8 protein-coding genes and 3 pseudogenes are annotated in these 13465 nt (G+C 71.9%); 3 read left to right on the top strand and 8 right to left on the bottom strand.

The genetic code is table 11. The features are described 5' to 3' along the window. Window positions 1-87 precede the first annotated feature (87 nt). Window positions 88-261 (top strand): annotated as a pseudogene (locus tag N8I86_RS34895) (IS630 family transposase); the annotation flags it as partial. 34 nt (window positions 262-295) lie between these two features. On the opposite strand, the gene N8I86_RS34890 reads toward N8I86_RS34895, so the two are convergent. Together N8I86_RS34890 and N8I86_RS34885 are read right to left on the bottom strand one after the other, a co-directional pair. Next, window positions 296-4423, bottom strand: coding sequence for an nSTAND1 domain-containing NTPase (locus N8I86_RS34890; RefSeq protein WP_263279635.1), 4128 nt, complete (start codon window positions 4421-4423; stop codon window positions 296-298). Next, window positions 4416-4733 carry a CU044_2847 family protein gene (locus tag N8I86_RS34885; RefSeq protein ID WP_079192376.1) on the bottom strand — a complete coding sequence of 106 codons (318 nt, stop codon included), beginning with the start codon at window positions 4731-4733 and terminating at the stop codon, window positions 4416-4418. Before N8I86_RS34885 ends, N8I86_RS34890 begins: the two co-directional genes overlap by 8 nt. Before the next feature lie 155 nt (window positions 4734-4888). On the opposite strand from N8I86_RS34885, the pseudogene N8I86_RS34880 reads away from it, so the two are divergent. Then, a pseudogene (locus N8I86_RS34880) lies at window positions 4889-4996 on the top strand (transposase); the annotation flags it as partial. Window positions 4997-5352: 356 nt separating this feature from the next. Here N8I86_RS34880 and N8I86_RS34875 read toward each other — a convergent pair. Beyond that, a pseudogene (locus N8I86_RS34875) lies at window positions 5353-5510 on the bottom strand (IS630 family transposase); the annotation flags it as partial. Window positions 5511-5655: 145 nt separating this feature from the next. Next, a complete protein-coding gene (locus tag N8I86_RS34870; RefSeq protein ID WP_263279634.1) occupies window positions 5656-7941 on the bottom strand; it encodes an ATP-binding protein in 2286 nt (761 codons plus the stop codon). A gap of 555 nt (window positions 7942-8496) precedes the next feature. Between N8I86_RS34870 and N8I86_RS34865 the strand changes: the two genes are divergently transcribed. Continuing rightward, window positions 8497-9204, top strand: coding sequence for a Crp/Fnr family transcriptional regulator (locus N8I86_RS34865; protein ID WP_107423640.1), 708 nt, complete (start codon window positions 8497-8499; stop codon window positions 9202-9204). Here the strand turns inward: N8I86_RS34865 and N8I86_RS34860 are convergent. The 4 genes from N8I86_RS34860 to N8I86_RS34845 form a co-directional block, all read right to left on the bottom strand. Then, entirely contained in the window at window positions 9168-10469 is a 1302-nt protein-coding gene (locus N8I86_RS34860; protein WP_263279633.1) for a MalY/PatB family protein, read from the bottom strand. The genes N8I86_RS34865 and N8I86_RS34860 overlap by 37 nt on opposite strands. Before the next feature lie 56 nt (window positions 10470-10525). Then, window positions 10526-11779 carry a cytochrome P450 gene (locus N8I86_RS34855; protein ID WP_263279632.1) on the bottom strand — a complete coding sequence of 418 codons (1254 nt, stop codon included), beginning with the start codon at window positions 11777-11779 and terminating at the stop codon, window positions 10526-10528. Window positions 11780-11894: 115 nt separating this feature from the next. Then, complete coding sequence (locus N8I86_RS34850) at window positions 11895-12971, bottom strand: beta-ketoacyl synthase N-terminal-like domain-containing protein (protein ID WP_263279631.1); 1077 nt, start codon at window positions 12969-12971, stop codon at window positions 11895-11897. A 217-nt stretch (window positions 12972-13188) separates the two neighbouring features. Further along, on the bottom strand, window positions 13189-13464 hold the full coding sequence (locus N8I86_RS34845; protein ID WP_079192377.1) for a phosphopantetheine-binding protein: 276 nt from the start codon (window positions 13462-13464) through the stop codon (window positions 13189-13191). Window position 13465 lies beyond the last annotated feature (1 nt).

The following is a 13465-nucleotide window of genomic DNA, read 5'->3' as shown; positions in this document are numbered from 1 at the left end:
GCACCTTCGAGGCAGAAACCGCCGGCACCGGCCGGGGAGAGTGCGCGCGGGGAACGGCGGCGTGCGGCTAGTGCTCCGACCGCATAGGCGAACCATCCCAACCACACGGTTCAGAACCGGGCCCTGCACGCCTACCTGCGGTGGCGCGACGCCAACGCCCGCCATCGCGACGTCCTGGCCGCCGAACGCAAGGAACGCGCCCGCCTCCGCAGCGAGAAGGGCATCCGCTGGGTCGGACGCCCCCTCGCCACCGCAGCCTGAACGACCCGGCGAACCTATGCGGCCCGAGCACTAGCTAGGCCTGGGAGGGGCAGACGGGGTCCGCTGACCGGCCCGGCAGGTAGGCGGTCCGTTCCTGCTTGGTCAGGTCCCGGCCGGCTGCGCGGCAGATGGTCCGGATCGCCTCGGCGGGTCCCGGCAGGGCGACATTCCACAGGTGCACGGTCTTGTCGACGCTGCCCGAGGCGAGGACCCGGCCGTCCGGGCTGAACGCCACCGAGGTCACCTCGTCGGCGTGCTGCCCAATGAGGGTCATGCGGTTCTTACCGGTGGTGACGTCCCACAGTCCCGTGGTCCAGCCGGAGTCGCCGGTGGCGACGGTACGGCCGTCGGGACTGAACGCCACCGACGCAGCGACGTCGATACGTCCGGCGAGGGTGGTCCGGGTCGTGCGGGTGGCGACGTCCCACAACCGTACGGTGTAGTCACCGACGGCGATGGCCAGGGTGCGGCCGTCAGGGCTGAACGTCACATCGTGCACTTGGTCGGGGGTGGTGATGGTGTGGGCCTTGCCGGAGGTGACGTCCCACAGGCGCACGGTCTTGTCGGCGCTCCCGGTGGCGACGGTGCGCCCGTCGGGACTGAACGCCGCGGAGAAGACGGCTTCGGTGTGTCCCTTCAGGGTTTTGCCGGGCTTGCCGGTGTCGGCATCCCACAGCTGCACGGTGCCGTCGCGGCCTCCGGTGACGAGCCGGCCGTCGGGTCCGAACGCCACCGAGTGAAGGGGGGTGGTGCCGCTCAGGGGCGCCAGGCGGGGCTTGCCCGTGGTGGCGTCCCACAGCCGCGCGGTGCCGTCGGCGCCGGCGGTGGCCACCGTGTGTCCGTCGGGGCTGAACGTGACTGCGAGTACAACGTCCTTGTGCCCGATGAGGCTGAGGCGCTTCCTGCCGGTGGCGACGTCCCACAGGATTGCGGTCTTGTCGCCACTGGAGCTGGCGACAGTGTCGCCGTCGGGGCTAAACGCCACCGAGTAGACGATGTCGGTGTGCCCGACCAGGGATGTGTCTCCGCTCGCGGTAACCTTCCACAGGCGTGCGGTCGTATCATCGCTGCCGGTGGCGAGCGTGCGGCCGTCGGGACTGAACGCCACCGCGTTCACGGCGTCGGTATGACCGATCAGGGACTTGCTCATCGCACGGGTGGCCACATCCCACAGCCGCGTGACACGGTTGGTGCCGGCGATCGCGATGGTGCGGCCGTCGGGGCTGAACGCCACGGAGAGCACCGTGCCGGTGAGCACGTCCACCTCGGGGCCGGGCTTGCCGCTGACGGCGTCCCACAGCCGCATGGTGCCGTCGCCACCTCCCGTGGCGATGGTACGGCCGTCGGGGCTGAACGCGACCGAGAGCACCTGTGCCGTGTGCCCGGTGAGCTTGGGGCCGGGCTTGCCGGTGGTGGCGTCCCACAGCCGTGCGGTGCCGTCCGCACTGGCGGTGGCGACGGTGCGGCCGTCGGGACTGAACACGGCGGAGAACACGGTGTCGGTGTGCCCGGTCAGCTTGGGGCCGGGCTTGCCGGTGGTGGCGTCCCACAGCCGTGCGGTGCCGTCCGCACTGGCGGTGGCGACGGTGCGGCCGTCGGGACTGAACACGGCGGAGAACACGGTGTCGGTGTGCCCGGTCAGGGGGGTGCGGGCCTTGCCGCCGGCTGCGTCCCACAACCAGGCGCTGTAGGAACTGCCGGTGGCGATGGTGCGGCCGTCGGGGCTGAACGCCACCGCGTTCACCTCGCCGTACAGACCGGTGAGCCTGGTGCGGGTCTTTCCGGTGGCGGTGTCCCAGACGCGCACGGTGCCGTCGGAACTCCCGCTGGCGAGGGTGCGGCCGTGGAACGCCACCGCATTCACCGCCTTGGTGTGCCCGAGCAGACGCCGGCCCAGGGGAAGGTGCGCGTCGGTGCGCAGACTCGACAGGGCCTCCGTCGTGTGGCTCGTGCGGTACGCCTGGACGGCCAGCAGCGAGGAGAGTTCGGGATTGACGTTGATGAGCGTGCCGGACTCGACGGCGAGCTGCCGGGACAGGGCCGCCTCCCGTTCGGCCACCGTCGCACGCCACTGCCGGAACGCCACCGCGCCGGCGAGCAGCGCGAGCACCAGCAACGCCGCCAGTACGGTGATCAGCCGTCTGCGCCGCTGGGCGATCGCCTCCTGACGCTGCCGGCTCGCGGTGAGGAAGTCCGCGATGTCCTTCGGCAGGCCACGGCCTCGCGACAGTCTGTTGCTGTCGGCAAGGGCCGTACCCGCGAGCAGATCCCCCGGATCCCGCTTCTTGGCCCAGCGCAGTTGCCGTTCACGCGTCCGCTCGAGCCATTCGTGGAACTCGTGCTCCTCGCTCACCCACTTCCGCAGTCTGCCCCAGTCGCGGATGAGCGCGTCATGGATCAGTTCCGCGACCGGCTCGGGCGGGGCATCGGGGCGGTCACGGTCGCGGAGGGTCTGCGTGGTGGTGATGATGCGACGGCGGGCCAGAGTGGCGATGACGGCGTCCACGTCGTCATCGGGCGCACTGCCGGCACCGGCCGCGAGGCCGCGCAGCTCGTCGAGGGGTACCTGTGCGCGCACCGGTGGGATGCGGCGTTGGGTGTCCGCGGGGCGCACCAGGGAGGTGAGGACGTTCTTCGCGATGTCCTGCTGATCGGGTGACAGTTCCTTCAGAGCCTTCTCGCACCATGCGGTCAGGCTCCCCCCGACCGCTCCGATGCGCTGGTACGCCTCGTGGGTGAGGTAGCCGTCCTTCCGCTGGCGCCACAGCTCCGTGAGGGTCATCTCCAGCAACGGCAGCACGGTCACGGGCGCCTGGCGGCTGATCACCGCCTCGGGGTTGGCCTCCAGGATGTCGCTGATGATCTGCTCGGGCAGCCCCTGCTGGAAGTGGAGCCCAACGTTCTCTGCGGGCTCGACGATGATGTCGCACAGGTCCTTCCGGCCCAACGTGCCGGGCACATTGAGCAGACCGGGCGTCGCCGCTTCCAGCAGACTCCCCGCGCTCGCGGCGAGTTGGGGGTAGAAGTCGTCCCGCATGACGAGGATGACGCTGAGTTCGCTGTCCGAATCGGCGACCGTGGTGATCTCGTCGATGACGGCGAGGAATTCCCGCAGCCGCCCGTCAGCGCTCTGGACCAGTAGTTCTTCGAACTGGTCGATGACCAGCAGCACACGCCGGCGGTCGGGTTCGCTCGCCAGCCGGCGGTCCGCCGCCGCCATGAGCCCGTCGTGGCGCGCCCCCGGCAGTCCGGCACGCTCGATCTCCGTCAGCAGGTCCTTCCGGGGCCGCGTCAGCACGGGCAGCCAGCTCTCACTGCCCCGCAGTCTCCCCTCCGCCAAGGCCGGCAGCACCCCCGCCTGGATCAGGGACGACTTGCCCGACCCGGACGGGCCGAGCAGCAGGGTCAGGCGGCGCTCCCCGGCCAGGTTCGCGAGGACCTGCTCCACCGCCTTGTCCCGCCCCTTGAACCAGCGCGAGTGCGCCGCGGTGAACGGTTCCAGTCCCCGGTACGGACACACCTCGTGCTCGGCCAGGGCGGCCACGATCCCCCGCAGGACCTGCGTAGGCGTGGCGTATGCGATGCCCTGCCCCCGTTCGTACTGGTCGGGTGCCGTGATCTCGGAGAACATTCCGATGACCAGACTGGTCGTCTCGTCCAGCACCGGCGCACCGCTGAACCCGGTGGTGAGGTCGTTGGCCTCGGTTAGCTGAAGACGCTCGCGCCCGACCGGCGAGGCCTTCAGCAGATCGGCCACCGTGGCCTTTCCGAGGTGTCCGCCCTGCGCCGCCTGGGCCGCGAAGCCGAACGACCGGACCTCGTGGCCGCTGCAGCCCTCGGCGGAGCCCAGCGGCAACACCCAGGTACCGGTCGGCGTTTCGGGCAGCCGGACGAAGGCGACGTCCTCCTCCTCGGTCTCCCGCCACTGCTCGACGTGCCCCTCCAGCAGATCGGCACCCGTCACACGGGGGAACGTCACCAGCACCCGGCCCCGGGGCCCGGAGCCGGCCGCCCGGACGACGTGCGCGCAGGTGACCAAAAGGTTCTCGGCCACCAGGAATCCGGCTCCCACCACCGTCCCGTCCGGACCGAGGATCTGCGCCACCGCCATGGGCAGGTCCGACGGGGTCGCCCCGTCTAGCCAGCGCGCGGCGCTAGCCACCGTCGCCCTTCCACGACACCGTCACCTGCAGATGACAGCCGGCCGTACCCTTGGTGAGCACCGCGCCCGCCGCGACCGAGAGGTCCACGCCGAACTCCACCGTGATCGCGTCGGGCCGCGCCTTCCGCAGCTGGTCGAGGGCCGCCTGTGCCGCCTGGGTCACCGGCTCCAGAGCATCCTGCAGCGTGGTGGGCGCCTGCCGGACGAAGTCGCCCAGGCGCCCGGCCTTCACCGGCCCCTCCACCCCGGCCGGCGACTCGACCAGGAGGAAGCCCCCGCCCTCCAGCGGAATCCGGGTCAGGACGGTCACGACTCCTCCTTGGATACGCGTGTGTCCGTCAGGGATCCCGGCCAGCATCCGACACCCGCGGCCCACGCCGCAGCCCGGGTGGGCCGGCCGAGCACACCTCCCACCCACCCGGCGCAGCCCACCGGGCACGGGCATGCCTGGACCGCATGACCGGGATCCTGATCTGCGACGACACCGGCTTTGTGAAGAAGGGCACCCGCTCCGCCGGCGTGCAGCGCCAGTACACCGGCACCGCGGGCAGAACAGAGAACAGCCAGGTCGGGACTCTAGCGCGCGATCGACGCGGCGGTTCCCTTCGCGTGGGTCACCGCGGAGGAGGCGTAGCGGAAGCGCATCTCCGGCGGCCAGGCTCCCACGGCGAATGGATCTACCACTGGGCCCGTGTCGCGATCCGTCCCATCCGGGAGAGCGGCTTCGGGTACCGGGTCCTGGCCCGCCGTTCGATGAGCGATCCGACCGACGTCGCCTCCGGACCCAGGAAGCCGCAAAAGGGGCGAAAGTCATGACACGTACGAACTCATACCTCTGAGCGTCCCGGAGATCCGCTGGCTGATGGGCCACCTCGGCACAGCCGCCACCACACCAACGCGCACCATCTGCATCCCCAAATGCGGGAGCCCAGCTGGGCGATCACCGGAACCCGGTTCCCGCCGGCCGCGGCCAGCAGCATCATCGCGCGCCGATAGCGCACCGAACTGGCGCTGCCCCGGCGCACGATCTGCTGCAGCTTCTGCCCTTCCTGTCGGTCAGTCTGCGCACACGTAGGGACTCGGCCACGCCTCCATCGGTCGGATCGGACGTCACCCCACATCCAACTGTCACGCCCGTCAACCCGGCGAACCCATGCGGTCACAGCACTAACGCCATGTGCCCTCGCGGGCGCGGGACTTGTCGTGGTGTCACCGGACACCGCCCACGGTGGTCACCGGTCCGCGTCCATGCGGGCGAGGTGGGCGCGCACCCGGGCGACGCGCGAAGGGTCGGCGCCGGGGCCGAGGGAGACACAGCGGCCGAAGGCCTCGCGTGCCTCCTCCGGGCGTCCGGCGGCGAGCAGCGTCTCGCCGAGCACGGTGAGGTAGCGGCTCTCCAGGGCGGTGTTGCCCTGGGCACGGCACAGTTCCACGGAGATCCGCAGGTGGCGGACCGCTTCCTCCCAGCGGCCCAGGCGGGCGTGGATGCGGCCGAGGCCGACGAGCCCGCTGCCCCGGGTGAACGCGGCGATGTGCGGCTCGACGCGGTCACCGGCCTCCTCCAGCCGGTCCAGGGTCTCCTGATAGGCGACCAGTGCCTCCTCGTCGCGCTCGGCGCTCTGGAGGTCGTAGGCGCGCTGCAGGAGCGCCTGGAGCAGGCCGTGCACGTCACCCGCGGCGCGGAACAGCGGGACGGCCCGCTCGTTGCGGTCGGCGGAGGAGACGGATTCGCCGAGGAGACGATGGGCCCAGGAGGCGTACTCGTGTGCCCAGGCCTCCTGGACCGGATCACCGGCGCGTCGTGCGGCGGCCAGGGCCCGTGCGGAGTGGGGCAGGCTGTCGCGGGGGCGGCCCTCGCACAACAGCGTCGCCCAGGCGTGGTAGTTGAGGTGGGTCGCTTCGAGCAGCGGATCGCCGAGGGCCTCGGCGGAGCGGGCGGCGGTGCCGAAGACCTCGGGCCAGTGGCCCCAGAAGATCCACTGGTCGGAGAACCAGTGCAGGGACTCGGCCACCTCGACGACGGTGGCGTGCTCGCCGTCCGCGGCTGCGGCGCGCAGGGCCGCGAGCCAGTTCACGCCCTCCGTCTGGAGCCATTCGCGGGCCTTGCCGGCACTGGACAGGTCCACCGTGCCGCGCCACGACGCCGGGGGCGCGCCGTGCCCGGGCTCGTACCAGCGGCCCGCGACGACGGCCGTCTCCAGCAGCCAGCGGAACATCGACCGGCGCGCCCGCTCGGCGTCCTCGGGGTCCTCCTCGGCGGCGAGCCGGTCACGTGCGTAGAGGGCGAGCAGGTCGTGCAGCCGGTAACGGTCGCCGGCGGTGCCGAGCAGGCCGGCCTCGACGAGTTCCTCCAGGGTGTCCTCGGTGTCGTACAGGTCCTGCCCGGTGAGCCGGGCGGCGCAGGCGGCGCCGGTGTCCGGGCCGGGGACCAGGCTGAGGCGCCGGAACAGCCGGGCGGCCGTGGGGGTGAGCTGGCGGTACGACAGGTCGAAGGCGCCGGCCACCCGCAGGTCGCCGGCGGTCAGCGCGTCGAGCCGTCGTTCCTCCAGGGCCAGCCGGTCGGCGAGGCGGCGCAGACTCCAGCCGGAGCGGGTGGCCAGCCAGTTGCCGGCCACCCGGAGGGCGAGCGGCAGGTGCCCGCAGAGCCGGGCGACCTCCGCGAGGGCCTCCGGATCGGCGCCCGCGCGGTCCTCGCCGACGAGGGAGGAGAGGAAGGCCGCCGACTCCGCGGTGCCGAGGCCGCCGAGGGGCAGCCGGTGCACGCTGTCGAGGCCGGTCAGCATGCGACGGCTGGTCACCAGCACCAGCGCGCGTCCGGTGCCCGGCAGCAGCGGCCGTACCTGGGCCTCGTCGCGGGCGTTGTCCAGGACCACCAGGCACCTGCGGTCGGCGAGCACCTGCCGGTACAGGGCCGGGTGGGCCGGTGCGCCGGCCTTGGCGAGGTCCCGGTCGGGCACGCCGAGCGCCCTGAGCACGCCGACCATCAGTTCGGCCGGGGCGGGTGGGGCGTCGTCCGTGCCGCGCAGGTCCACCACGAGCTGCCCGTCCGGGAAGCGGTCGGCGAGCCGGCGGGCCGCGCGCAGGGCGAGGGTGGTCTTGCCGGTACCCGGTGCCCCGGAGACGGCGACCACGACGGGCTGGCGCGCGCCGGCGTCGTCCTTGCCGGTGAAGTCGCCGGGTGCTCCCGCGAGTTCCGTCAGCCGCAGCAGTTCGCCCTCGCGGCCGACGAAGTCGTCCGTGCCGCGGGGGAAGGAGCGCACACCGAAGGGGTGGTATCCGGGGGTGCGGCCGGTACGGGCGGCGGCGAGCAGGCGTTCCCGGTCGGTGTCGTCGAGTCCGAGGCCGTCGGCGAGGGCGGCCACGGTGCGGCGCTGCGGGGCCGCGCGGCGTCCGCGTTCCAGGTCGCCGATGCCCCGCACGCTGACCCCGGACGCCTCGGCCAGCCCTTCGATGGTCAGCGAGTGGGCCAGCCGGAGTTCTCGCAGCAGCGCCCCGAACGACGCGTCGTGTGCGGACACGGCCCACCCCTTTTCGCACCTGAGGTTGAACATTCTACGAGGCGGGAGGCGTTGTCGATCAAGAAACAGAGGGGCGGCGAATCCAGCCACCGCGCGCGGGCCGGGGCGGCGAATCGTTTCGCGAGACGTGTGGCCGGGGGGCCGCCGACCTCCGCCGGAACGGATTCCACCGCGGCGCCGGCGCCGGCCGGCGGCGGCCGGGATGACCGGAGCCGGTGGTTCATGTGGCGCGATCTCATGTACGCGACCCGCGGAACGTCTGGTACAAAGCGGGATCAACCAACCCGGTCGGGTCGTCGCAGGAGCGTCTCGCATCCCATCCTTACCAGGGTTTCTTTCTGTCTGTCGAGTACGCCTGCCCCCTTGCGCCACAACCGGAATTTCCGCTTCTACGGAACGACCGGCAACGGCTGACAAATCGTTCGACATGGTTACGGTCAATTGTCGCCAACCTGACCCGTACCACTACCCCACCCTAGGGCAGATGTCTTAGATTCTGCCCCAGGAATAGATTCCCGACATGACGGTCAACCTACCAGCTTTGCCGGTCCACACATGATCACCGGGAGCGGAATGGAACCCTTCTGTAACACCGAGCGAAGCCTGGCCTGCGTACTGCAGGACGCGGCCGGGAGAGGCACCATCAGGGGGACGCGAATTCAGATCGGCCGGCGGGAGCACGTCTATAATCTCGGCCAGCCCGACGCGAACATTTACCTCGTCGAGAGCGGCCAGGTCAAAACACTCACGCACACACGCGACGGCAAGCAGTGCCTCCTGTCGATACACGGCCCCGGGGACGTGTTCGGGGAATCCAGCGTGCTGGCCGCGAACCGCACCGAGACCGCGCAGGCCATGCAGGTCACGACGCTGGTCCAGGTACGCGTGGCACAGATCATGAACGACTGCGACCCACCCCTGCGCGAGGCGCTCATCGGCCACATGGCGAGCCGGCTGCTGGAGCAGCAGCAGGTGATCGCCAACCTGGTGACGATGGACAGCGAACACCGGCTCGCGGCGCTACTGGTGAATCTCGGCAAGAAGGTCGGAAAGCGTAGGGACCAGACGGCACTGATTCGCGACCGGATAACCCAGGAAGAGCTGGCGGAGATGGTCGGGACGACCCGTTCGCGTATCGGTTACTTTTTGAAGAGGTTTTCGGTCGCCGGTGTGGTGCATCGCACCGAGGACGCGCACCTCTGCATTCATATAGCGGAGCTGACGGATTATCTGGAGAATTCCTCGCTGTCCGCCGGCCTGTAGGACCCGCAGACCGGGGCCGGATATCCCGGAATATTTCTCGGCGGCGCCGGATCGGCGCCGTCGGATTCCGGGACCTCTTCCCGCACGGCCTTCTCCATACGTCGGACCATTTCCTCCAGCAAGCGCTGCGAGGTGCCGAAGTTCAGGCGGACGAAGCCCTCGCTCCCGTATTCGCGGCCGTCGCTGACGGCGACCTTCCCGCGGCTGAGGAAGAATTCCGCCAGGTCGTCGGTGCCCAGCCGCTCCGCCAGCCGGCGGCCGTCGAGCCAGGCGAGGTAGCTGGCCTCGGGCGGTACCAGCACCAGGTCGGGGCCGAAGGACTCCAGCAGTTCGGCCAGCACCTGCCGGCTGCCGTGCAGATAGTGCCGCAGGGTCCGCAGCCAGGGACCGCCCCGCGTGAAGGCGGCCTCGCTCGCACTGACGCCGAGGATGCCCACACCGTCCCGTTCCCTCGGGCGCATCTCCATGAGCCGGTCGTGGTCCTCGGGCCGGCCGGCGACGGCCATCGCGCACTTCAGACCGGACAGGTTCCAGCCCTTGCTCGCCGAGGCGGCCGTCACCGTCGGCACCCGGGCGGCCTCCGGCAGCGAGCCGAGCGGCACGTGCCGGTGTCCGGGGTGGGTGAGCGGGGCGTGCACCTCGTCCGAGAACACCGCCACCCGGAACTCGGCGGCCAGCGCCAGTACTTCGCGCAGTTCCTCACGGGTGAGGACGCGGCCGGTGGGGTTGTGCGGGTTGCACAGGAAGTAGGCGGCCGCTCCCGCCCGGAAGGCCCGGGCCAGCCCTTCCAGGTCCAGCCGCCAGCGGCCCCCGCGCAGGCGCATCGGCTGGGAGACGACCTGCCGTCCCGCCGCCGCGATCGCCTCGAAGTACGGCGGATACGCCGGTACGTCGACGACGACGGCGTCACCGGGCTCGGTGAACCGCTCCAGGGCCACCTCCATCACGCGCATGGTGTCCGGGAACAGCACCACCTTCTCCGGCTCCACCCGCCAGCCCCAGCTCTCGTGGGCCCAGGCGGCGAACGACCGCTGCACCGGCGCGTCGGTGGTGTAGACGTAGGCGTAGCCGAGGTCCCCGCCCTCCGTCAGGTGCGCCCGGACGGCGTCGATCACCGGCTCGGCCACCGGGAAGTCCATCTCGGCGATGAAGGCGGGGAGGATGTCGGGCGGGTAGCGCCGCCACTTCTCGCTGCGCCGCCCGGACAGCGTCATGGCACGCAGACCGTCGAACAGGTGGATGAGCTCCTGCTGTACCTCCGACAACGCTCCTCCTCCGGGCGGTGGGCGCGGCTGACGGCTGGTGGCGGGCCGGTGCCGGCTCACCAGGTGACCGGCAGCTCCTTGACGCCGTGGATGCCGAACAGGTGGTGCCAGAAGGGCACGTCGGCCGCGGGGACGGCGAGCCGCAGTCCCGGCAGCCGGGTGAACAGCCGGTCCAGCGTGACCTGGAGCTCCACGCGGGCCAGGGACTGTCCGGGACACTGGTGGGGCCCGTGGCCGAACGCGAGGTGGCCGCGGACCGTGCGGGTCACGTCGAAGCGGTCGGGATCGGCGAAGACGTCGGCGTCCCGGTTGGCGGTGGCGAGCTGGCACACCACGCCCTCCCCCGCGTGAATCGTTTCTCCGCCGAGGGTGACGTCGGCCGTGGCGATGCGGTTCATGCCGATCTGCATGGCCGTCTGGTGCCGCAGCAACTCGTCGACCGCGCCGGGGATCAGGGCCGGATCGGCCCGCAGTGCGGCGAGCTGCCCGGGATTCTCGAGCAGCAGCATCGTGCCCGTACCGATCATGGTCGCCGTGGTGTGGTGGCCGGCCGCGAGCAGCAGCCAGGCGATGATCGCGACCTCCGCGCGGTCCAGCAGGCCCGGCGCCACCTGCTCGACCAGCAGCCGGCTGATCAGGTCGTCGCCCGGCTGCTTCTCCTTGGCCGCCACCACCCCTTCCAGGTGGTCGAGGATGTCGTCCTTGGCCCGCATCATCTCCTCGGGGCCGCTGCGGCCGTTGATGAGGACGCGGGTGCGCGACTCGAACAGCGGGCTGTCCTCGGCGGGCACTCCGAGCAGTTCGCAGACGACGGTGGACGGAACGGGGTAGGCGAGCGCCTCCATCAGGTCCACGGGGCCGCCGCCGGCCTCCATGAGGTCCAGGCGTCCGTCGACGATCTGCTCGATCCGGGGGCGCAGTTCCTCGGCCCGGCGGCCGGTGAAGTCCCGGGCGAGCATACGGCGGTAGCGCAGGTGCTCGGCGCCGTCGAGCCGCGGGAAGGTGCCCTTGAGGACCTGCGGCACGGGACGAGGGAACATCCGGGGGAAGTCCGGGTGGGAGCTGTCGGCACTGAAGCGCGGATCGTCCAGCACGGCCCGTACGTCACGGTGCCGGGTGACCACGCGCGCCCGCTGCCCGCTGGGCAGGGTGGCCGGGGCGAACGGGTCCTCCGCCTGCAGCCGGCGGTACCCGGGGGGCGGGTCGAACGGGCAGCCGGGCGCCTTCTCCTGGGGGAAGGCCGGTGGCTCCGCGCCGGGGGCCGGGTCCGGCTCCCCCTGCGGCCCGGTCGGGTCGGTCGAGTCCGTCATGTGTCACCCTTCCCTCGCCGTAGCGCGGTCGGCACCGGCACGGGCCTCGACGCTACGTGCCGGCGTCCGGCGGTTCTGTTCACTTCTGAGCACCACCGGGCCCGGACCGCTCGTTTCACGCCTCCGGGTGGGCGAGAACGACGGCGGAGTTGAAACCGCCGAAGCCGAACCCGTTGGACAGCACGAACCCGTCGCGCACCGGCCTGGCCTCCTCGCGTACGAAACGCAGCCCGGGGTCGACGGGATCCAGCAGGCCGGGATCGGGGTGGACGAACCCGGCCCCCAGCTGCACCACCGCGGCGACGGCCTCCACGACGCCGGCCGCGCCGAGGCAGTGACCGGACAGGGCCTTCGTCGCGTTGATCCACGGTCCCTCGTCGCCCGTGCCGAACACCTCGCGCAGGGCCTCGGCCTCCGTCCGGTCACCGAGGGGCGAACCCGTGCCGTGGGCGCTGACCCAGCCGATGTCGCCGGTACCGACACCCGCCTGCGCCAGCGCGCCCCGCATGGCCCGGACCTCGCCGTCCACCGAAGGGTCGGCCAGGTGGTTGCCGTCGAGGACGACGGCGCACCCCGCGAGCCGGGCCAGCACCGCCGCTCCCCGTCCGCGGGCGGACCGCGCGGACTCCAGGACCACGCAGGCCGCCGCCTCGCCGGGGTGGAAGCCGCGCCGGCCGGTGTCGAACGGCGCGGGAGCGCGGGCGGGCGAACCCTCCGCGGGGGCCATGGCCCCGAGGGCGAGGTAGCCGCGTGTCTGGAGCGTGGACAGCCGGGTCATCGCGCCCACGACCACACAGACGTCCGCCGCCCCCGCCGCCAGCATGCGGGAGCCGTGGGCGAGGGCGAGGTTGCCGCTGGCCGAGGCCCCGCCGACGGTGCATCCCTCACCGCGGATGCCGAGGACGCGGCTGAGCGTGCCGACGTGATCGGTGTCCTGCTGGTGCAGGGCGTACCGGGCGGGCAGATAGGCCGCGCTGCGCTGTGCGCGGAGCCGGCCGTCCTCGGTGACCCGCTCCGTGAGGTTGTTGCCCGCCACGACGATCCCCACGCGGTCGGGCGGGGGTGCCGTGCGGTGCAGCCCGGCGTGCCGCCACGCCTGGAGGGCGGCGACGACCGCGGCGCGTACGGCGACCGGGGAGCGCAGCGCGGTGCGGCGCGCCAGCGTCCGCAGGTCCGGCGGCAGGTCGGGCATAGCCTCCAGCGCCCGGTCGGGGTGTCCTCGGCCGCCAGTTCGGCCGTGAACGCGGGCCAGGCCACGCCGGGTTCGCCGGCGTCCTCGGGGGGCCGCGGCGCGGCGAGCGCTCCGCGGCCGGTCCGCAACGCGACGCCGAGGTCCCCGGGATCGGACGCGACCGCGCCGAGCACGCCTAGTCCGGTCACCACCACGGCGCCGGCCCCCGCAGGTCCGCTCACAGCCGCTTCCGCATGACGGCGGCCAGCGTGCCGATGTCGAGGCCCTGGTGGAACTCGTGCACGGGCACCACGACGCCGAGTTCCTCCATGGTCAGGGTGACGATGTCCGCGCGGTCGATGCTGTTGCACCCCAGGTCCGACAGGGTGCGGTCGGGGGTGAACAGGGCGGGGTCCACCTCCGGCACGATCTCCAGGGTGGTGCGGCGCAGCACCGCCAGCACACGCTCCTCGTCGCCGTCCGGACCGGGGACGTTCGCGGCTGATCGGTTCACT

Source organism: Streptomyces albidicamelliae (assembly GCF_025642175.1).
GTDB classification, from domain to species: Bacteria; Actinomycetota; Actinomycetes; order Streptomycetales; family Streptomycetaceae; genus Streptomyces; species Streptomyces albidocamelliae.
Note: the sequence above shows the minus strand (reverse complement) of the source record. Positions and strands in the feature narration are given on the sequence as shown.

Excerpts from the sequence above, each read along its gene's own strand:
- N8I86_RS34865 (WP_107423640.1), top strand. The coding sequence starts at position 8,497 with ATGATCACCGGGAGCGGAATGGAACCCTTCTGTAACACCGAGCGAAGC.
- N8I86_RS34855 (WP_263279632.1), bottom strand. The coding sequence starts at position 11,779 with ATGACGGACTCGACCGACCCGACCGGGCCGCAGGGGGAGCCGGACCCG.
- N8I86_RS34850 (WP_263279631.1), bottom strand. The coding sequence starts at position 12,971 with ATGCCCGACCTGCCGCCGGACCTGCGGACGCTGGCGCGCCGCACCGCG.